This is a genomic window from Pandoraea cepalis (assembly GCF_902459665.1).
In the GTDB taxonomy this organism is placed as follows: domain Bacteria; phylum Pseudomonadota; class Gammaproteobacteria; order Burkholderiales; family Burkholderiaceae; genus Pandoraea; species Pandoraea cepalis.
In genome coordinates, this window is record NZ_CABPSL010000033.1 from 1 (window position 1) to 19,898 (window position 19,898).

Below are 19,898 nucleotides of genomic sequence, written 5' to 3' on the forward strand. Positions count from 1 at the left end.
GCCACCACCGCCGCCGCCGCCACCACCGCCACCACCGCCGCCGCCGCCACCACCTCCGGGACCACCGCCTCCGCCACCGCCGGGCCCACCGCCACTGTGACCGCCGCAACCGCAGCCGCCTGCGCCACCTATGCCGGCACCGGCGCCAAAGCCATTCCCAAATCCTCCGGGGCCACCAAAGGCACCCAGCCCGCCGCTACTGCCGCCACCAAAGCCCATGCCACCGCCACCACCGTGCCCACCGCCTCCCGCCGCATGTAATGCGTTGATCGAAATGCCGCACAGCACAACCGCTGCGGCTGCCGTCACCAAAGTCGCCTTGAACCCGTTCATGGTTCCCTCCCCGCGCACACTCACTTCGACACACGCACCCCTCGGCCAACATGGGCTGCGTTACGGCGCGAGCACGTCAGCGAAAATCGCGGGCAATAGCTGGCCGTCCCATGCACGCAAGCACAGGAGTACCTCGCCAACAGCCTGCTGGAAGTTCGGGTTGGCGCTTCGCCATACGCGATTCATATACGCGATTTCCGTGCCAATCACTGTAAGCTGTTGATTTAAAACAAACTAATACCTTAATTTGCAAGACATCGTGAAGCGGTGCGCCGAAAACGTATCGTTCCTGAAACGCCTACAACACGCCCCATCATTGCGGCAATCCACCGCACGGACGACCGGTTCATGAGGCAAGGTTGAGCGGTGCATTAGGCGCGCATGATGAGCGGCTCGCGTCACCGAACGCCCGGTAGCCGTTCAACGCGGGATGGTGGAATTCAGAAAGGTTTCAGATGTGCAGTTTGGCGAAGCAGAGCGCTCGCCAGAGGGGGGGATGCTGCGACAATGTCCTTAAGGACCCGACGGCTCGACCATGCCCCGACGGCGGGCATGGTCGGACCATCGGCGTGGGGCTTACTTGACTTGCACGGCGGAAAAATCCTGACGGCCGAACGGACTCACCTCGTATCCGGTCACGTCCGCGCGCGTGATGACCGCTGCAATCGGGTGCGCCAATGGAATCCAGAGCGCATCGTCCTTGATCATGCGCTGCGCGACCTGATACTTCACGGTTCGCGCGGCGAGATCATGAGAGCGTTTGCCTTCGCTGATCAACTGGTCAAGGTCTCTGTCGCAAAAGCGCGCGAAATTGGTGCCTGATTGCACGGCCGCGCAACTGAACTGCGGCGTCAGAAAGTTATCGGGGTCGCCGTTGTCGCCCGACCAGCCCATGAAGAGCAAATCATGTTCGCCCGCCTTGCCGCGACGAATCAACTCGCCCCACTCCACGGTCTTGATCCGCGCCCGAACACCAATCCTGGCGAGATCGCTTTGCAGCATCTCGGCGCTCAGACGTGGGTTCGGGTTCAACAGACTGCCCGTCGGGCGCGTCCAGATCGTCGTCTCGAACCCTTGCGGGAAGCCCGCGTCGGCGAGCAGCTGCTTCGCTTTGGCGATGTCCAGCGGATACGCGACCACATTCCTCGCGAAGCTCCACGTATTGGGCGGATACACGTTGGTGGCTGGCGTTGCGGCCCCTTCGAACACCTGCTTGACGTAGTTCGCGCGGTCGAACGCCATGTTCAGCGCCTGACGGACTCGCTTATCGTCGAGCGGCTTGTGCTGGGTGTTGATCGCGACGAACGCCGTCATGAATGCCGGTGTCTCGACCACCCGGAGCGCCTTGTCGCTGCGCGCCGCCTGCACGTCGACCGGTTTGGGCGAGAGCGCGATCTGGCACTCGCCCACCTTCACCTTCTGCGCGCGCACGGCTGCGTCCGGCACAATCGTGTAGATGAGACGATCCGAGGCCGGCGCGCCGCCGAAGTACGATTTGTTGGCGTCGTACCGCACGACGCTGTCCTTCTGATAGCTACGGAAGACAAACGGGCCCGTGCCGATGGGCCGCGCGTTCATCTCGCCCGGCTTGTTGATCGCGATGAGCTTGTCGGCGTACTCGGCCGAATAAATTGACGCGAAGCCCATCGAGAGCATCGACAGGAACACGGCATCGGGCTCGGACAGCGTGAAGCGAACGGTGTGGTCGTCGACCTTCTGCACCGATTTGATCAGCTTGCCCAGCGAGAGCGATTGCGCATGCGGGAAGCCCGACGGCGTGAGCTTGTGCCACGGCGCCTTGTCGTCGAGCATGCGCTCGAACGTGAAGACGACGTCGTTGGCATTGAACGCGCGGGTCGGCTTGAACAGGCTATTGCTGTGGAAGCTCACGTTCGGGCGCAGCGTGAACGTGTAGGTCAGGCCGTCGGGGCTGACGCTCCACTGGGTCGCCAGGCTGGGCACGACCTTGCGTTGCGACGCATCGAACTCGACCAGGCGATTGAACACCGGGTCGGCCGACGCATTGGTCGTCGTCAGCGAGTTGTAGCGCACGACGTCGAAGCCTTCGGGGCTGGCTTCGGTGCATACGGTGAGCGCCTTGGCATGCACGGCGAGCGGCACCATCGGCAGCGACAGGGCCGTCAGAGCGGCAGCGAAAATACGGCGCGAGCGACGACGCATGGGTGTCTCCTCCAGGAAGTCGATGACGGTGAAAAACAGCGGGTCAGAATAGCGCAAATTCAGGCCAATCGCCCTTGCGTTGGGGCCCGCGCCGACACTCGCTGTCCCGAATCCTGAAACCGATCGTCAGTTCTGCGAAACGCCGCCCCATCAGGCGCCGGACGGCAGCGTCGGACGATAGCCCAGCGCATGGCTTGCGGACAAGGCTTCGCGGCGCACCGCCTCGCCAATCGGGCCGTCCATGCGCGCGTCGAACCCGCCCGTGGCACCCAGCGCGGTGACGACGCCGACCAAGCGGCCGTCGTAGTTGAAGACCGGCGCGGCCAGCGCGCTGATCCCCGTCAGGTTGGTGTCGCGAACGCTTGCCCCCTGCGCGGCGCGCACCTCGGCACGCAGCGCGCCGATGGGATCGGACGCATCGAGCTGTGCGCGTTGCTCCGGCGAGGCATGGGCCAACTCGGCTTCGGCCATCGCCATCACTTGCGGATCGTCCAGGCATCCGAGAAAAACACGGCCGGCGGCCGACCAGAGCATCGACATTACCGACCCGATGCGCACGTTGATCGTCACGGGCAGGCCCGGCTCCTCGAAACGCACGATGGTCGGTCCCTTGTTGCCCATGACGGCGATGAAGCAGGTGACATCGAAGGCTTCGCGCAAGCGCACGAGCGCCGGTTCGGCCGCACGCACCGGGTCGGCCTGCCGCATCGCCGCCACGCCGATGAGCATCGCTTCGAGTCCGAGATGGTAGTGCTGCGAGTCGGTGTCCTGCGCGACGAGGCCCTCCTCCACGAGACTCATCAGATACCGATGCACTTTGGCCGGACTTTGCTGGACATGCTGGGCGAGCGCGGTCAGGCTCGCGCGACCGCCCAGCCGGGCCAGCCCCTTGAGCACGACCATGCCGGTCTCGGCCGATTGCACGCGTTGACGGCGCCCGCGCTCGCGCGGTGCGTCGGTGACATCGTCGTCATGAGGGGCATCGGTGCGCGATGGCGTGAGGCCGGTCGTCGCGCGTACAGGCGTATCGGCGCTGCGCGGGAGGCCTGCGGTGGGTCGTTTGCTTGTCGTCATCGCCGAGATTTTATGATGCAAAGCGATATTGTCCGGCATCGGCAAGGCTAGAGGTTAACCCCAGTCCACCAAATTACGCAATGCGTATTATATTTACGCTTAACAAATTCCAGGGAGGAGAGGCGCACCGCCCGATCGCGTGATCGCTCCTCTACACTTGTTCCATATTGCGCGTGTCGTCGCGAGCCCAACGCGGCGCTCGTCACACCGGCCCCAGAGAGCGTGAACGGATGAGCCAACCGATTGCCCCCACCCCCGACACGGCAGCCGCCGGCGGCTGCCCCTTTCATCAGACGCCTGCCGCCACGGCCCCCAACGGATGCCCTGTGAGCGCCCGTGCCGCGGACTTCGACCCGTTCGAAGACGGCTATCAGCAAGACCCGCCCGAGTACGTGCGCTGGGCGCGCGAGCAAGAGCCGGTGTTCTACAGCCCGAAGCTCGGCTACTGGGTTGTCACGCGCTACGACGACATCAAGGCGATCTTCCGCGACAACCTCACGTTCAGCCCGTCGATTGCGCTGGAAAAGATCACGCCGACCGGACCGGAGGCGAATGCCGTGCTCGCCTCCTACGGCTTCGCGCTCAACCGCACGCTGGTGAACGAAGACGAACCCGCCCACATGCCGCGTCGTCGCGTGTTGATGGAGCCGTTCACGCCCGAGCATCTCAAGCATCACGAGCCGCTGGTGCGCCAACTCGCACGCGACTACGTGGATCGCTTCATCAACGACGGCCGCGCCGATCTCGTCGACCAGATGCTGTGGGAAGTGCCGCTCACGGTGGCGCTGCACTTCCTCGGCGTGCCGGAGGAAGACATGGACAAGCTGCGCGAGTATTCCATCGCGCACACGGTCAACACATGGGGACGCCCCAAGCCCGAAGAGCAGGTGGCCGTGGCCCACGCCGTAGGCAATTTCTGGCAACTGGCGGGCAAGATTCTCGACAAGATGCGCCAGCACCCCGAGGGGTCGGGCTGGATGCAGTACGGCATTCGCAAGCAAAAGGATTATCCCGACGTCGTCACCGATTCGTACCTGCATTCGATGATGATGGCGGGCATCGTGGCCGCGCACGAGACGACGGCCAACGCCACCGCGAACGCCATGAAGCTGCTGCTCCAGCATCCGGACGTCTGGCGCGAGATCTGCGACGACCCATCGCTGATTCCGAACGCCGTCGAAGAGTGTCTGCGTCATAACGGCTCGGTCGCCGCATGGCGCCGGCTGGTCACTCGGGACGTCAACATTGGCGGCATCGACATCGCCGCGGGTGCGAAGCTGCTGATCGTGACCTCGTCCGCCAACCATGATGAAGCGCACTTCGCCGACGCCGACCTGTTCGACATTCGCCGCGAAAACGCGAGCGATCAGTTGACGTTCGGCTACGGCTCGCATCAATGCATGGGCAAGAACCTCGCCCGCATGGAAATGCAGATCTTCCTCGAAGAATTCACGCGCCGGCTGCCGCACATGACGCTGGCACAGCAGACCTTCACGTATGTGCCGAACACCTCCTTCCGCGGCCCGGAGCATGTGTGGGTCGAGTGGGATCCGGCGCAGAACCCCGAGCGCCGCGACCCCACCGTGCTCACGCGTCATTCGCCCGTGCGCATTGGCGAACCCTCGGGACACAGCGTGACGCGTCCGGTCGTGGTCGAGTCCGTGCTGCCGGTGGCCGACGGCATCGTGAAGTTACGCCTGGTCGCCCCGGACGGCCGCGCCATGCCGCGCTGGGCCCCGGGCTCGCACATCGACATCGAGTGCGGCGACACGGGGCTGTCGCGTCAGTATTCGCTGTGCGGCGATCCGGCCGACACCGGCGCGCTGGAAATCGCCGTCCTGCACGAACCGCAAGGCCGTGGCGGTTCGCACTGGGTTCATACGCAAGTGAAAGCCGGTGACCGCCTGCGCATTCGCGGTCCGCGCAATCACTTCCGGCTCGATGAAACGACGCGTCGTGCCATCTTCGTTGCGGGCGGCATCGGCGTCACGCCGATTGCCGCTATGGCGCGGCGCGCGAAAGCACTGGGCATCGACTACGTGATCCATTACAGCGGCCGCAGCCGCCGCACGATGGCGCTGATCGACGAACTCCACGCGCTGCATGGCGAGCGCCTGCATTTGTGGGTGAAAGACGAGGGCCAGCGCGCCGACTACGCCAGCCTGCTCGCCACGCCGCAAGACGGCACGCAAGTCTATGCCTGCGGCCCGCTGCGAATGCTCGACGCCCTCGCACAGTGCTGTGCGCCCTGGCCTGACGACACGCTGCGCGTCGAACACTTCCAGTCGCAACTGAGCACGCTCGATCCCGCAAAGGAGCATGCGTTCGACGTCACGCTCAAGGATTCCGGCATTACGGTGACGGTGCCGGCCGATCAGACGCTGCTCACGGCGCTGCGTGCGGCAAACATCGACGTCCAGAGCGACTGCGAGGAAGGACTGTGCGGTTCCTGCGAGGTGCAGGTGCTGGAGGGTGACGTGGATCACCGCGATGTGGTGCTTACACGCGCCGAGCGCGACGCGAACACGAAGATGATGTCGTGCTGCTCGCGCGCCTGCGGCAAATCGCTGGTGCTGGCGTTATAGGTCGCCGCGTCGGCGCCCGGCGCGCCCAATGGGTTCAGTGGGCGTGCCGCGGCTTGCGCAGCATCGCCAGCAGCGCGACGAGCGCGAGCCATGCAAAACCGCACATGACCGTTGCGAGCGGACGCGGCGAGCCGTCGTTGAGCACGCCGAGCAGCCCGCCCGCCGCGAAGCCGAAACCATACTGCACACTGCCCACGAGCGCCGCCGCTGCGCCGGCGCGGGTCGGGTGATTGGCGAGCGCCCCCGCCACCGAATTCGCCGTGATGATGCCGCGCAGCGACATGAACAGAAACAGTAGTGCCACCATCAACGGCAGCCGCGCGCCCCCCAGCCACGCGCTCGCGCACAACACGGTCGTGACGATCGCACAGCCGACAATGCCGGCACGCATCAGGCGATCTGCGCCCAACTGCCCCACACGGCGCGAGTTGAACATGGTCATCGCCGCCATGCCGACGATATTGATGCCGAAGAGCACCCCGAAAAGCTGCGGCGACACATGGAAGTACTCCATGTACACCAGCGGCGTGCCCGTAATGTAGGTGAACGACGCGCCAAAGACCGCGCCGCCCGCCAGCATGTAACCGACGAAATGCGGGTCACGCAACAGATGCCAATAGGACATCAGGACGGCACGCGGTCCACCCGACTGACGCGCGTGCACCGCCCCGGTCTCCGGCAAACGCCACAAGGCCAGCATCGCCACCGCGCCGAACACCGCGAGAATGCCGAAGATCGCGCGCCACGTCGTGACGCGCAGCATCTGTCCGCCAACGAGCGGCGCCACGATCGGCGCAACGCTCATCACCAGCAGCATGATCGAAAAGGCGCGCGCACTGTGGCGCGGCCCGTAGACGTCACGCACGATGGCTTGTGCAATCACGGGCATGGCGCATCCACCGAGCGCCTGCACGAAGCGCCACACCATCATGTGATCGATGGTGTCGGCAAACGCACAGCCGATGCTGCCGAAGATGTACAGCGCGATCCCCGCCGCCATCGGCCGACGACGCCCAAATCGGTCCGCGAGCGGCCCCCACAGGAGCTGCCCGAAGGCGAATCCCAGGAAGAAGTAGGAGAGTGTGAGCTGCGTGGTCGCGACACTCGCACCCAGTTCGTGGCGCAACGTCACGAGCCCCGGCAGATACATGTCCGTGGAGGCGGGCGCGATCATCATGAACAGGCCGAGAATGCCCAGCAACACACGCTCGGAAGGCAACGCAGGGGAGAGTTCGGACGTCGATGTCATGATCGTTCTGATGAGTCGGCGCAATGGCTGTCGCGCCGCGGGAGGCGCCGCAAATAAACGACGCCCGCCATGATAACGCTGGCGGGCGTCGCACTTTCATACTCGATGGTTATCGGATCCCTAACCAATGCTTATGGCGCAGCGTTCGGGTCCGGCATCTTTTGACATCGCCCCCTCATCCGGCCGTTGCCGCCTGCAGGTTGCCGCCGTCGCTGCGCTGTGTGCGGGCAATCGCCAGCACGCCGATCAACGAAACGCACGCGGGCACCGCCGCCGCCAGGAACAGCGATGACGACGACCATTGCCAATGCATCAGCGCGCCGCCCAGCACCGGACCGAGCACTGAACCGATGCGGCCGATACCGAGGCTCCAGCCAATGCCGGTGGAACGCAACGAGGTGGGGTAATACGTCGCGGCGAGTGCGTTGAGCGCCGGTTGCCCGCCGATGATCGAGAAGCCCGCGAAGAAGATGGCGATGAACACCGCGACCATCGAGACCATGACCATCGGATTGCCGATCGCCGCCGTCGCCGCCATCGCGATGAGGAACGTCACGGCCAGCACGCTCGTGAAGCCGACGCGATCGATCACGCGGCCGAGGAGTAGCGTGCCGATCACCCCGCCTGCCCACAGCGCGGTGCCCGCCATCACGGCGACCTGCGTCGAATAGCCCGCATCGCGAATCACCGTCGGCAACCAGTTCGACAGGAAGTACATGTCGAGCAAGTTCGCGAAGTTCACGACCCAGAGCAGCAGCGTCACCCGTGCGCGGCCATCTTTGAACAGCTCGACGAACGGCACGCCTTTCGCCTTGTGCTCATCGAGTACGAAGCGGGCGTCGACCGGCACATTGGCACCGGGTGCCACGCGCAGCAGTTGCTTGCGAATGTGTGCGTTGTCGCGTTTGCCGAACATCAGGAACTGGATCGACTCGGGCAGCGAGATCCACATCAGCACACCGAGCACCAACGGAATGGCGCCACCGATGTAGAACACCGCGCGCCAGCCCAGGCTCGGAATGATCGCCGCCGTGATGAGGCCGCCAAGCACACCGCCCAGCGTGAAACCGCACGACACGATCATCATGAGCGACACGCGAATGCGGCGCGGGCTGTACTCGCCGGCAAGCGCCATCGCGTTCGGCATGATGCACCCCAGGCCCAGCCCGGCCGCAAAGCGCCAGACGACCAGTTCTGTAATCGTGTTGGCGAAACCGGTGACGACCATGCACGCCGAGAAGCACAGGGTCGCGCCAATGAGCACCGGGCGACGGCCCAGCTTGTCGGCCAGCGCCGAAAAGGTCAGCGAGCCGACCAGCATGCCGAACAGCCCCGCGCCGAATACCGGCGAGAGTGTTTCCTTGGCAATGCCCCATTCCCGAATCACCACCGGCGCGACATACCCCATCGCCTGGACATCGAAGCCATCGACCACCAGGCACATCGCGCACAATGCAATCACCCACCACTGATACGCGCCCAGACGGCTCTCGTCGATCAGTGCACCCACATTCACTTCTGCTGCTTTCATTTTGTCTCCCAACGTTTTTCGCAACTTCGTGGCATTGCGTTCCCGGTCGAGGGGCTGGCGACGGCCTATTCCCGTCGCGGCCTCGTCCCAGGCGCCTCGTTGCCCGAATCCAGCAAACAAGGCATGTCATGCGCCGGATCGAACGGCGAATCCACCCAATTCCGTCGCGCATTAAATTACGCTTTGCGGAAGTTTATATCGCCAAACGTAAATCAATGCTTAGTGTTAACACTGAGATTTTCAGGACATGCAAACGCGACGGGTGCGGGAATCCGAGCGAGATCGGTGGAACCTCGGCTCACGGACACGGCGCTCAGCTTTGTGGTTTTTCTCCATCGGAACGATGGGAGCCGCCCTGGCAAAATGCCAGTGGGCTATACAGGCGGGGAATTGGGCGATGGATGCGACGAAAAGCGACGAATTGTCGCAGTTGGCGTTTTTCTACAAATTTTCTTACGAAGGTTAACCCGTCTAGGGATTTCCCTGATATAGTTACACCTGTCTCCTCCACCTCCTCCTGGTGGATTTCACGGCCAGCAACTTGCTGGCCGTTTTTTTTTGCTCGCCGATCCTGCCCTTAGGGGCATTCAGTGGGATGTCTGACTCTCGTGCGCGACGCGATCTTCGATGCGGCGCTCGATCCGTTTTCGGACCATTGCCGCGGCCTCGGACGCATCATGGGCATCGATGCTCGAAAATTCGCAACGTCCGATGTAGTGCCCCTCACAATAGGCATCGACGGCACCATCAAAACGTTCGTCGGTACGCGGCGTAACCGCCCCCTCCAAGTCGAACGGGCGCCCCGGCGGCGTGTGGCTGACGTAGTGCCAGGAAAACCGAAAAGATTGCATCACAAGTCCCCTTCAATCCAGCGGCAGCGATCACGCTGCCGACCGATGCTGTTTTTCAGGAAATCCTAGCATGTTAAGGAATCTCGACAAACGGTCGAAAAAAAAGCGGCCCGCCTGATCGGCGAGCCGGATAGTCCGTGGAGGTCGGGGGCACATCTGAGCCACGGCAACTCCACTCTAGCCCCGAATCACTGTCGCTATTCTCGGTAATTGTCCGGATCCGGCGTAAATAGTTTGTCCGCCGTCGACATCGCGACGTCGTTCTCGAAGCGAGACTGCCACGCTCGCTCGTCGTGTCCTCGGAAGGGAACGCATCGGCCAACATCGCCCGCAGATACTCGACAATCCGGCAAGCCGATACCGCAAAACAGGGGGGACGAAATGGGGTCGGCGCTACGGTAACGTTAGGCTCCCCGTCCTCCTTCCCACGACCTCGCCATGACGCTCAAATTTCGCAATCCGGCGAACGGAGATGTCGTCGAGATCACGCGTCTGTCGTGTGTCGCGGCCTTCTTCCTCGGTCCGCTTTACCTCATGGCCTACGGATTCACGTGGCATGCGCTCGCCTGGACCCTCCTCGCCATCGGACCCGCGTTGATCTGGAAGGAATCGGCGTTAGCGTTTTCGCTGCCCGCCACTTGCCTGCTCTACTCGCTGATGATTCATCCGCTGCTCATCGGCAAGCTGCGCGCCAATGGCTGGCTGCCCACGCGCGACGACGCCGTGCCCAGCCCTCGCCAGCGCGGCTACGACGTGTACGGCGATGCGCCGGCCCTCCGGCGCGCGGACGCAGGCCACCCCCTCCCCGCGACGCCACGCCCTGCCGCCAACGATGGCGAGTCGTCGGCGTAACGCGACAAGCCGTGCCCGAACAGCACCGAGGCGATCAGACGGGCGACGTTACGCTGTCGTCAGTGTCAGGTGAGGCCTGCGGCGACATTGCAATGAATCGATCGATCGCCGCCGAGGCGTGTTCGGCGCGATAAGCGAGGCTGATCGGTGCGAGCGGCACGTCACCCTCGATCGGCCAGAACCCCATGCCGGGCGTGCGGATCTGACTGACCGACGCGGGCACGAGCGACACCCCGAACCCCGCCGCGACCATGGGCACGATCGACGTGATCTGCGGCGCCTCCTGCCCGAGCTTCGGGTGAAATCCAGCCGACTCGCAGGCCGCAATCGTGCGGTCATACAGCGCGGGACTGATCTCGCGCGGCAGCAGGATGAACTCGTCGCGGGCGAGCGCGGCCAGCGGCACGCGCTTGCGCGCGCACATCGCGTGGCCGAGCGGCAACACCAGCACCATCGGCTCGTCGGCGACCGGCACCATGACGATTCCGGGCGGCACCTCGAACGGCGTGCGCACAAACGCCACGTCGACCGCTTCGTCGACCAGCGCCGTGAGCAGACTGGCCGTGTTGCTCTGTTGCGGATGCAGTTGCACGTCCGGATAGCGTGCGCGGAAGTCACGGATCCACGCAGGAATGCGGGGCTCGAAGTAGGTCGCGCCAGCAAACCCGATACGGATCTGCCCCGCCTCGCCGCGTGAGATCTGCTGCATCCGGCGCTTGACGCGCTCTACTCGCTCCAGCACCTGCCGCGCTTCCGGCAGGAACGCCTCCCCCAGCTCCGTGAGGACGACATCGCGCGGCAGACGCACGAACAACGGCCCGCCCAATTCGGCCTCGAGTTGCCGAATCTGCAAGCTCAACGGTGGTTGCTGAATGCCGACACGCGCCGCCGCCCGCGTGAAGTGGCGTTCTTCGGCGACCGCAATGAAATATTGCAAATGTCGCAATTCCATGACCGCTCCTCTGTCTGCCCGGCCCCATTGGGGTTCCCGTCATTCATACATAAAAGGTATCCAAATAGCATCTTGAATATATTGGAAATGTGACCGATGGGTCAATACACTGCGAATCAGGCGCGGACAGGCTTGCCCTTAGCTGCCACGCCGAAAGATCAAGGGATTCGAATAAGAGAGACGAGGAGCCTGAAGATGTTTGAAGACCGCATCCGCCTGGCGTCGCTGCGCGACCGGGTGATGAGTGCCGACGAAGCGGCAATGTTGGTGCGAGACGGCATGGTGGTCGGCATGAGCGGGTTCACCCGCGCCGGCGACGCCAAGGACATGCCCATCGCGCTGGCCAAGCGGGCCAAGGCCCACCCGATGAAGATCACGCTGATCACGGGGGCGTCGCTCGGACACGATTCCGACAAGACGCTGACCGAAGCGGGCGTGCTGGCGAAGCGTCTGCCGTTCCAGGTCGACACGACGCTGCGCGGCGCGATCAATCGCGGCGACGTGATGTTCGTCGATCAGCATTTGTCGGAGACTGTCGAATTCCTGCGCACCGGACAGTTCGGCGCGCTCGACGTGGCCGTGATCGAGGCGGTCGCCATCACGGAAGACGGCGGGCTCGTGCCGAGTTCGTCGGTCGGCAATTCGGCGAGCTTTGCGATCCTCGCGGACAAGGTGATTGTCGAGATCAACCTCGCGCAACCGCTCGCCTTCGAAGGCATGCACGACATCTGGATTCCGGGTCAGCGTCCGCATCGCGCGCCGTTGCCCATCGTCGACGTGCGCGATCGCGTCGGCACGAACGTGGTGAAGATTGCGCCGGAGAAGATCGCCGCCATCGTTATCACCGACACGCCGGACAGCGCCTCCAACGCGCTGCCGCCCGATGCGGACACGCAGAACATCGCCGGCCACCTCATCGAATTTTTCCAGCACGAAGTCTCGCGCGGCCGCCTGCCGCGCACGCTGCCTGCGATTCAGTCGGGCATCGGCACCATTGCCAATGCGGTGCTCACGGGCTTCATCGACTCGCCGTTCGAGAACCTCACGATGTACTCCGAGGTGCTGCAGGACTCGACGTTCGAACTCATGGATGCGGGCAAGATGGTGTTCGCGTCGGGGTCGTCGATCACGGTGTCGCAAGCCGTGCAGGATCGTGTTTTCAAGCATCTCGAGCGCTATCGCGACAAGCTCGTGCTGCGTCCGCAGGAGGTCAGCAACCATCCTGAAGTCATTCGACGGCTGGGGTTGATCGCACTCAACACCGCGCTCGAAGCGGACATTTACGGCAACGTGAATTCCACGCACGTCGGCGGCACGCACATGATGAACGGCATCGGCGGCTCGGGCGACTTCGCTCGCAACGCCCGCATGGCGATCTTCGCCACCAAGTCGATTGCGAAGGACGGAAAGATCTCGAGCATCGTGCCGATGGTGCCCCACGTCGACCACAACGAGCACGACGTGGACATCCTCGTGACGGAGCAAGGCCTGGCCGACCTGCGCACGCTCGCCCCGCGCGAGCGCGTGAACCTGGTGATCGATCATTGCGCGCACCCGAGCTACCGAGAAGTGTTGCGCGACTACTATCGCGACGCCCTGCGCTATGGCGGGCAGACGCCGCACGCGCTGGAACACGCGTTCGACATGCACGTCAACTTGCGCGAGCGTGGCTCGATGCTGGCGGGCAGATGACATCGCCGACGGTCGCCAACGCCGACGGGCGGGCGACCGGATGCGACGACCGTTGCGATGGATGCGACGGGCTCAACCATTGCGATGGCGCCGACGCGCATTGTCGACGCCGGGGAAGAACATGGGACGCATGCGGTCCTGTGGGCCGAACGCCGATGCGGGCGTTCAGGCATTCGCGGCTCGCCGGCGTGCGCAGGCGAGCCGCTTTTTATATGTGTGCGCGTGGCGTCGTTATCGAAACGAGAAGCAGCGGCCATTGCTTCAACGATCCAGCGGGTGGGTAATTCTCCACGGCGTCGCCACTTTCGTCACATGAAGGTCCCACCGGCGACCGTCACTCGCTGGCCGCCTCGGCCTCAGTCTGCTCGATGGCCTCGACGATGATGCGCAGCGTGGCGTCGAGGTGTGCTTGCATGTGCCGCCGGGCCGCATCCACGTCGCGGGCGCGGTACTCGTCGAGCATCGTCTGGTGTTCCTGATTGCTCACGTCGACGTGCGCGGGACGCATATGGAGCGACAACGCAATGTAGGGGCCCGACGCATCGCGCAGGGTCTTGATCAGGTGCGCCAGTCGGGAGTTGTCTTGCGACGCCCATAGCGCCGCGTGAAACGCCTGGTTCAGTTCGGTCCACTTGGCGACGTCCGACGTCGCGAGCATCTCGGTGTGCAGCGCCTGGGCGTTGGCGATGTCCCCCTCCCGAAGCGTGGCCATCGCCTGCTCGGCCATCATCGGTTCGAGGGTTTTACGCAGACGGTACAGCTCGTTGACGTCGTCGATCGTGAGACCGCGTACCACGGCACCACGGTGAACGTCGAAAAACACCAGCCCCTCGGACACCAGCGTGCGCAGCGCTTCGCGCACAGGCGTCGTCGACATCTCCAGACGCCGCGCGAGATCGTCCTGCCGAAGCCGGTCGCCCGCCTTCAACTTGCCTTGCAGAATCTCGGCACGCAACGTCTCGATGGCATATTGGTAGGCCGTGAGCCGGCGACGGCCTGACGTGCCGGAGACGCTCGATGCGCTTGATGCGCTCGATAGGCTCGGTGTGCCGGACACGCTGGCCGATGCAGAAGGCGTGCTTTTCAAAGGAGTGCCGTGTGTGGATTATCGACGCGCGAGTGTACTCCAGTTCGCCAGCGCTTCCCCAACCGCGCCGGGCGCAACGCCCGACGCGATGAGCGCCGCCACCAGAAGCCGGGCCTTGAGCGCCGAGAGCCAACCGGCCATGTGCGCGCCGCGCCGGATCAGGTCGATTTCAGCACCGACATACCCATAGGTTTCACACGCCGTCGGCCCGCTCGCCGCGCGACTGGCGACCACCACCGGCACTTGCTCGGCCAGCGCACCGATGCGCTGCGCGAATCCAAAGGAGACGTGTCCTGCGCCCTGCCCAGCGATCACGACGGCCTCGTAGCCGCTCTTCACCGCCAGCTCCGCCAGTTCGCCGTCATCGCCCAGCACGGCTACCACCAGCGCGACCTTCGGCCACGCACGCACGGGCCGCGTCAGGGGGCGCGGGCGCGCCTGGCGTGCATGAAAGAACGCTGGGCCGCCTTCGACGAGACGTGCGGCGACGCCGCCGTCGCGCGACACAAACGCCTGCACCGCGAGCGAATCGCCCTTGCTGACCCACCGCGCGTAATGCGCCGTGTCGTTCATCACGACGAGCACGCCGCGCTCGACGCTCTCGGGATGCACCGCCACCCTGACGGCCGCCAGCAGATTCGCAGGACCGTCCGCACCTGCGGCCTGCGGCGCGCGCATCGCCCCCGTGAGGATCAGCGGCGCGGGCAGTGTCCAGAACAAATCCAGCAGGAAGGCCGTTTCCTCGAGCGTGTCGGTGCCCTGCGTGAGCACGACGCCCACCGCCCCTGCCGCGACCTGTTGCTCGGCCCAGGCGAGCGCCTCCATCAGGTCGTCATAGCGCAGCGACGCGCTCGGCAGTTGTCGAAGCGATGCCGTCGTGATCATCGCCACGTCGGACAATCCGGGCACCGAGCGGGCCAGTTGCGCGGCGTCAAGCGTGGGGACGACGCCGCCGGCGGCGTCTGACGGGGTCATGCTGATCGTGCCGCCAAGCGAGGCGACGGCAACCACGGGAAGCGAATTGGGCATGGTGTAGCGATCGTTATTTCGATTAATATACATTGTGCATTATATATAATCGATAACGATTTACGAGGGACATCGAGTGCTTCGTAGAACACCCAACGCGCAGGAGACGTCATGCAAACACTGTTGTGCAGGCTGGGAGGGAACGATTTCGGATTCTGAGACGTGGATCACGTCCGAATTAGGTTTTGAACGTGCCGGCTGACGCCCGGCGCTCGGCGACTCCGACTACGGTTACAACATAGGCTCGGCGTGACGTTCAACTGCGTGTTGGCCCACTCGCTGTGCGGGTAGCGCGTTCGCAGCGTTGGCCTCCTTCGGCGCGAAGCGCCGGCCCACCGATGCGTGGACGGGCGCCTCACTTCCCCTTGGCAGTCAACAGTTACCCTTTTTTGCCTGCCCCGGCGGACAGAAACCATTCCCTGGGCCGCCACGTCCGCCATAGCCGCCGTCGTCGGGAAGGTAGACGGCGCAACTTGCCAACAGAACTGTGGTAGAGAGGAGCAGAAAAGCAAGCTTGCGCATTTGGCGGGTCTCCGAATGATGAGGCGGCACGTGATCGCAGGGGCTCTGCGATGTGTCGCCATTCTAAATCATGCGTTCGAGCGAAAACCCATAGGCCTGTACGGCCTCAAGGGTTGTCCCGATGCATGCTTCCTGGCGGCGCACCACGGAACCCAGGACGCATTGCCCGATATCGAGTCGCCGTAACGATATACGTTGACAACCCGAGCATTCCAGTGTTACCGTCGGTCTCGAAATATTCAAGAAGCTCGATTGCTGATCACCATTTTCCGCCTTGTCTGCGCGGTACTCGTTGTCCTCTCCTCTTCCTTGAAGTTTTTGTCGCTCCGCGGTGGAGCTGTATTTTTTTATTTCAAGGATTCAATATGGATACCGGTACTGTTAAGTGGTTCAACGATAGCAAGGGCTTTGGCTTCATTACTCCTGACGCTGGCGGCGACGATCTCTTCGCTCACTTCTCGGAAGTTCGCGGCGATGGATTCAAGACGCTCGCGGAGAACCAGAAGGTAAGCTACGAGACGAAGCGTGGCCCGAAGGGCATGCAAGCCTCGAATATCACCCCGCTGTAACGTATTTCAAGGGCCGGTCTTCCGGCCCTTTGCTTGTCTGCCTCACGCGCGCGCTTCCTCGCGCAGCGACGCTCCCCCCCCGATCCGATCGCCACACCTCAACGTGCGCATCGTTTGTCGTTTAGACACAATCCGTCTCCCCCCAACTTTCAAATTGTCTTGCTTGTATGGCGCGAATGCCATGTGTGCGCTCGACAATCGCTAATGCAAAATATCGAACATCACCACCAATACAACGGCTACTCAATTTCCCCATCCGCGCACCAACTATCGGACGGCTGGTTTGCGGCCAACCTCGTGCTCGTCAGAGGCGGCCCCCTGGACGCCGATCCTGTTTCGTACAATTTCTACGCGCTCGACTATTTCGACAACGAAACGCAGGCGCTGGGACACGCCACCACGTGGGCGCGCGACTGGGTCGACAATCGCGGCTAGACCGCATTTCGATTTCGCAGCGGATTGAGTCAAAAAGCAAAAAGCCCTTGACGCCACCGTCGCGGGCTCACTGACTTCGTTTCACCGCCTGGATACCCGACACCGAGTCAAGCACTCAGAAGTCCCAGATGACCGGCACCCGACGACAGGCGTCCACAAAATCGTGGAGATCCACCGGAAAAGGTTCGCTCAGTCCGGCCCGCGTGTACGACTCAACAACCGGTGGCGAGTCCCTGGCGACCCTCATCGCGAGCGCGACATTGCGGGTGGAGCATGCATGTCTACACAGCAGACGATGGCGTCGACGCCAGCATCGTGCTCGCTCAGATAGACGTGCCCCACGCCACTGTCGAAATAAAGACTATCGCCTGGCGCCAGCCGAAATTCGCTGCCATTTTCAAACTGCAGCAACAAACTGCCTGACAAAACAAACACGAACTCTTCGCCCGCGTGGCGAATATAGTCAGGAAAATCTTCCAGCTTGCGCGCGCGAATGTGTGCACGCATCGGCACCATGCGCTTATTGGCAAGGTCGGAGGCGATCATGCCATAGCGATAGTTGGGGGTCTCGTATATCGTCTGCTTCCCCGCTTCAGTGAACGATGGACTCATCCCTGCGCTGAGTTCGGCGTTGCCATGCCCGAAGATGGCCGAGTAATCCAGGCCGAGTGCACGGGCAAGCGCGCCAAACTTGTCGTAGGTGAGCGCAATGTCGCCGCGCTCCGCCTTTGAGATGGTCGATACAGCGACGCCTGAGCGCTCGCTCAACGTCTTGAGTGTCAGCCCGTTCTCCTTGCGCGCGCTTCGCAGTCGGGCGCCCACCGTTTCATGACTGACCTGGCCGTCGTCGCGCTTCTGCTTGCCTGACGACGCAGGCTTCTTTGGTGTAGATGGCGTCATAGGACTTTCACTGAGCGTGTACGGTCCAGACAATACGAACCGAACACATGAAACCGATTGCGTTGATTTTTTAACATTTTCTCGTATACGAGAACTTAAATTCTCATATATGATAACCGGAACAGTCACGGACGCCTTGCGTCTGCGTTGACCGACGCATTGTCATTCTTCTCCGAGTCCAAAAAATGAACAAAGAAATCACGCGTTTGCATACCAATGTCCGCGTTGCGACGCGACCACGCGGCTAGCCACAGCAATGGGATAACGACAGTGTCTCCATCATGAAATTCGATGTTCTCGTACTCGGCGCCGGGATCGTCGGCGTCTCGACGGCTATCCACTTGCAGAGTCGTGGCCTTTCGACCGCGCTCGTCGACCGCGGCACGCCCGGTCGGGAAACGTCATTTGGTAACGCCGGATTGATACAGCGCGAAGGCGTGTATCCGTACGCGTTTCCTCGCGACATCGGAACGCTGCTTCACTATGCGCGGAATCATTCCACGGATGTGCGCTATCACCCGTTGGCGCTGCCGAGCATCGCCCCATTTCTCGTACGGTATTGGCATCACTCCGCGCCGCAACGCCACGCCAGCATCGCCCGTCAATACAGCACACTGATCGAGCATTGCTTGACCGAGCATCAGGCACTCATCAAACGTGCGGGTGCGGATGATCTGCTACGCGATGGCGGGTGGCTAAAGGTCTTCCATCGGCGTGATGCGTTCGACGCGGCGCTTCTCGATACCGAGCGCTGGCAACGCGAGTACGGTGTGCCCTTCGAGCGTCTCGATGCAGCGCAACTTCAGCGGGATGAGCCGTCGCTCTCGGCAACGCTCATCGGCGCCATTCGCCATACGGCTTCGAGTTCGATTCGCGATCCCGGCGAATTGGTTGCCCGCTACGCGCAGTACTTCACATCGATAGGTGGGCAGATCTTGCGCGGCGATGCGACCACGTTGAATCCCCATTGGCGCGTGCAGACCCTCGAGGGGGAAATCGAAGGTCGGCACGCCGTCGTGGCAATGGGGCCTTGGTCCGACACCATTACGCGTGCGCTGGGTTACCGGCTGCCGCTGGCGGTCAAGCGCGGCTATCACCGGCACTTTCTGCCCGACACCGGCGCACAACTGAATCAACCGGTATTGGATGCCGAGAGCGGCTTTTTGCTGGCACCGATGAATCAGGGAATTCGTCTGACAACGGGCGTCGAGCTTGCGCTGCGCGACGCACCTCGGACGCCGGTTCAGCTGGCAGCCGTTGAACCTCTGGCGAGACGGCTGTTCCCGCTGGGAAAGCCGGTCGAATCCGAGCCATGGATGGGGTGTCGACCTTGCACGCCCGATATGCTGCCGATCATCGGCCCTGCCCCCGGGCATCGGGATCTTTGGTTCGCATTCGGTCACGCGCATCACGGTCTGACGCTCGGCCCCGTGACCGGGCGCCTGATTGCGGAGATGCTCACCGGCGCGCCGACGTTGGTCGACCCCGCGCCGTTTCGTGCCGACCGTTTCTGACTCGGTATCGCTTCGCTTCGACGACGATCTCGCCGCCCAAGTTGCCCAGACGAGCAACCGCATTCGCGACTTGCTCACCCAGATCCACCTCGCGCTTGAGCGCGTTCTCAGCCCCCATCTGGATCATCCGGCGGTGCTTGAATTGCTCAAGCGCCCCTCCCGTGCAGGCCGCTCTTGCTGCAACCAGCGAGAAGTCGCTGGGCAACAGTCTGATCTAGCTCACTCCGTGCATAGGCAAGGGCGTCGCGACCGATATCGTTGAGCCCTTGAGCGAACACGCAGTGATCGTCCCCGACACTCAGGCCGCCACCACCGTCATGCCTCGTTTGGCCCAGCAACTCGCCGCCTACGCGAGGCTAGCACCTGTCACACGCCGTTCGGGCTCGTCCATGCGCGGCGAACGCCCAACCTGACGCGACAACAAGGCGCTCAACCGAGCACCTCCTCTTCGCGTTAGCGGCCTTATGTAGTGGTCTAATCTCCCCGGACACCAATTTAGGCGAAAATACTCGCCACGAAGAGGTGTCTGATGAGCAAGCAAC

The 19,898-nt window shown here is 63.1% G+C and carries 15 protein-coding genes and 2 pseudogenes; 8 read left to right on the forward strand and 9 right to left on the reverse strand.

All coding sequences use genetic code 11. The features are described 5' to 3' along the window. Window positions 1-261, forward strand: a pseudogene (locus PCE31106_RS24190) (hypothetical protein); the annotation flags it as partial. A 132-nt stretch (window positions 262-393) separates the two neighbouring features. Here PCE31106_RS24190 and PCE31106_RS24520 read toward each other — a convergent pair. From PCE31106_RS24520 to PCE31106_RS23475, 3 genes are all read right to left on the reverse strand, one after another. Beyond that, a complete protein-coding gene (locus tag PCE31106_RS24520; protein WP_302476071.1) occupies window positions 394-519 on the reverse strand; it encodes a hypothetical protein in 126 nt (41 codons plus the stop codon). A gap of 390 nt (window positions 520-909) precedes the next feature. Beyond that, window positions 910-2,514, reverse strand: coding sequence for an ABC transporter substrate-binding protein (locus tag PCE31106_RS23470; protein ID WP_150564847.1), 1,605 nt, complete (start codon window positions 2,512-2,514; stop codon window positions 910-912). A 150-nt stretch (window positions 2,515-2,664) separates the two neighbouring features. Next, window positions 2,665-3,588: an IclR family transcriptional regulator gene (locus PCE31106_RS23475; RefSeq protein WP_254441303.1), complete on the reverse strand. Its 924-nt coding sequence runs from the start codon at window positions 3,586-3,588 to the stop codon at window positions 2,665-2,667. Between the two features lie 230 nt (window positions 3,589-3,818). On the opposite strand from PCE31106_RS23475, the gene PCE31106_RS23480 reads away from it, so the two are divergent. Further along, the gene (locus PCE31106_RS23480) at window positions 3,819-6,173 is read left to right on the forward strand and encodes a cytochrome P450/oxidoreductase (RefSeq protein ID WP_150564849.1); all 2,355 of its coding nucleotides are present in this window, start codon (window positions 3,819-3,821) and stop codon (window positions 6,171-6,173) included. Between the two features lie 34 nt (window positions 6,174-6,207). Here PCE31106_RS23480 and PCE31106_RS23485 read toward each other — a convergent pair whose 3' ends face one another. Both PCE31106_RS23485 and PCE31106_RS23490 read right to left on the reverse strand, forming a co-directional pair. Beyond that, window positions 6,208-7,422, reverse strand: a complete 1,215-nt coding sequence (locus PCE31106_RS23485; RefSeq protein WP_150564850.1) for a multidrug effflux MFS transporter — start codon at window positions 7,420-7,422, stop codon at window positions 6,208-6,210. Between the two features lie 175 nt (window positions 7,423-7,597). After that, window positions 7,598-8,953: an MFS transporter gene (locus PCE31106_RS23490; protein ID WP_150564851.1), complete on the reverse strand. Its 1,356-nt coding sequence runs from the start codon at window positions 8,951-8,953 to the stop codon at window positions 7,598-7,600. 1,289 nt (window positions 8,954-10,242) lie between these two features. Here PCE31106_RS23490 and PCE31106_RS23495 point away from each other — a divergent pair. Then, on the forward strand, window positions 10,243-10,656 hold the full coding sequence (locus PCE31106_RS23495) for a hypothetical protein (RefSeq protein WP_017231959.1): 414 nt from the start codon (window positions 10,243-10,245) through the stop codon (window positions 10,654-10,656). 34 nt (window positions 10,657-10,690) lie between these two features. Here the strand turns inward: PCE31106_RS23495 and PCE31106_RS23500 are convergent, their stop codons facing one another. Then, window positions 10,691-11,608: a LysR family transcriptional regulator gene (locus tag PCE31106_RS23500; protein ID WP_150564852.1), complete on the reverse strand. Its 918-nt coding sequence runs from the start codon at window positions 11,606-11,608 to the stop codon at window positions 10,691-10,693. 195 nt (window positions 11,609-11,803) lie between these two features. On the opposite strand from PCE31106_RS23500, the gene scpC reads away from it, so the two are divergent. Next, the gene (gene scpC, locus PCE31106_RS23505) at window positions 11,804-13,300 is read left to right on the forward strand and encodes a succinyl-CoA:acetate CoA-transferase ScpC (protein WP_017231957.1); all 1,497 of its coding nucleotides are present in this window, start codon (window positions 11,804-11,806) and stop codon (window positions 13,298-13,300) included. A gap of 334 nt (window positions 13,301-13,634) precedes the next feature. Here scpC and PCE31106_RS23510 read toward each other — a convergent pair whose 3' ends face one another. Together PCE31106_RS23510 and PCE31106_RS23515 are read right to left on the reverse strand one after the other, a co-directional pair. Further along, window positions 13,635-14,387, reverse strand: coding sequence for a GntR family transcriptional regulator (locus PCE31106_RS23510; protein WP_150564853.1), 753 nt, complete (start codon window positions 14,385-14,387; stop codon window positions 13,635-13,637). A gap of 18 nt (window positions 14,388-14,405) precedes the next feature. After that, window positions 14,406-15,416: an asparaginase gene (locus tag PCE31106_RS23515; protein WP_150564854.1), complete on the reverse strand. Its 1,011-nt coding sequence runs from the start codon at window positions 15,414-15,416 to the stop codon at window positions 14,406-14,408. Window positions 15,417-16,303: 887 nt separating this feature from the next. On the opposite strand from PCE31106_RS23515, the gene PCE31106_RS23520 reads away from it, so the two are divergent. Further along, window positions 16,304-16,507, forward strand: a complete 204-nt coding sequence (locus tag PCE31106_RS23520) for a cold-shock protein (protein ID WP_017231945.1) — start codon at window positions 16,304-16,306, stop codon at window positions 16,505-16,507. Window positions 16,508-16,711: 204 nt separating this feature from the next. Next, window positions 16,712-16,942: a hypothetical protein gene (locus tag PCE31106_RS23525; RefSeq protein WP_017231944.1), complete on the forward strand. Its 231-nt coding sequence runs from the start codon at window positions 16,712-16,714 to the stop codon at window positions 16,940-16,942. A 243-nt stretch (window positions 16,943-17,185) separates the two neighbouring features. On the opposite strand, the gene PCE31106_RS23530 is transcribed toward PCE31106_RS23525, so the two are convergent. Then, window positions 17,186-17,842: a helix-turn-helix domain-containing protein gene (locus tag PCE31106_RS23530; RefSeq protein WP_150564855.1), complete on the reverse strand. Its 657-nt coding sequence runs from the start codon at window positions 17,840-17,842 to the stop codon at window positions 17,186-17,188. A 281-nt stretch (window positions 17,843-18,123) separates the two neighbouring features. Here PCE31106_RS23530 and PCE31106_RS23535 point away from each other — a divergent pair, with 281 nt between their 5' ends. Continuing rightward, window positions 18,124-19,356: an NAD(P)/FAD-dependent oxidoreductase gene (locus PCE31106_RS23535; RefSeq protein WP_150564856.1), complete on the forward strand. Its 1,233-nt coding sequence runs from the start codon at window positions 18,124-18,126 to the stop codon at window positions 19,354-19,356. A 16-nt stretch (window positions 19,357-19,372) separates the two neighbouring features. After that, window positions 19,373-19,766, forward strand: a pseudogene (locus PCE31106_RS23540) (IS110 family transposase); the annotation flags it as partial. Between the last annotated feature and the right edge of the window lie 132 nt (window positions 19,767-19,898).

What these genes read in the sequence shown, in the direction of transcription:
- PCE31106_RS24520 (WP_302476071.1), bottom strand. Translation starts at nt 519, where the DNA reads ATGAATCGCGTATGGCGAAGCGCCAACCCGAACTTCCAGCAGGCTGTT.
- PCE31106_RS23470 (WP_150564847.1), bottom strand. Translation starts at nt 2,514, where the DNA reads ATGCGTCGTCGCTCGCGCCGTATTTTCGCTGCCGCTCTGACGGCCCTG.
- PCE31106_RS23475 (WP_254441303.1), bottom strand. Translation starts at nt 3,588, where the DNA reads ATGACGACAAGCAAACGACCCACCGCAGGCCTCCCGCGCAGCGCCGAT.
- PCE31106_RS23480 (WP_150564849.1), top strand. Translation starts at nt 3,819, where the DNA reads ATGAGCCAACCGATTGCCCCCACCCCCGACACGGCAGCCGCCGGCGGC.
- PCE31106_RS23485 (WP_150564850.1), bottom strand. Translation starts at nt 7,422, where the DNA reads ATGACATCGACGTCCGAACTCTCCCCTGCGTTGCCTTCCGAGCGTGTG.
- PCE31106_RS23490 (WP_150564851.1), bottom strand. Translation starts at nt 8,953, where the DNA reads ATGAAAGCAGCAGAAGTGAATGTGGGTGCACTGATCGACGAGAGCCGT.
- PCE31106_RS23495 (WP_017231959.1), top strand. Translation starts at nt 10,243, where the DNA reads ATGACGCTCAAATTTCGCAATCCGGCGAACGGAGATGTCGTCGAGATC.
- PCE31106_RS23500 (WP_150564852.1), bottom strand. Translation starts at nt 11,608, where the DNA reads ATGGAATTGCGACATTTGCAATATTTCATTGCGGTCGCCGAAGAACGC.
- scpC (WP_017231957.1), top strand. Translation starts at nt 11,804, where the DNA reads ATGTTTGAAGACCGCATCCGCCTGGCGTCGCTGCGCGACCGGGTGATG.
- PCE31106_RS23515 (WP_150564854.1), bottom strand. Translation starts at nt 15,416, where the DNA reads ATGCCCAATTCGCTTCCCGTGGTTGCCGTCGCCTCGCTTGGCGGCACG.
- PCE31106_RS23520 (WP_017231945.1), top strand. Translation starts at nt 16,304, where the DNA reads ATGGATACCGGTACTGTTAAGTGGTTCAACGATAGCAAGGGCTTTGGC.
- PCE31106_RS23525 (WP_017231944.1), top strand. Translation starts at nt 16,712, where the DNA reads ATGCAAAATATCGAACATCACCACCAATACAACGGCTACTCAATTTCC.
- PCE31106_RS23530 (WP_150564855.1), bottom strand. Translation starts at nt 17,842, where the DNA reads ATGACGCCATCTACACCAAAGAAGCCTGCGTCGTCAGGCAAGCAGAAG.
- PCE31106_RS23535 (WP_150564856.1), top strand. Translation starts at nt 18,124, where the DNA reads ATGAAATTCGATGTTCTCGTACTCGGCGCCGGGATCGTCGGCGTCTCG.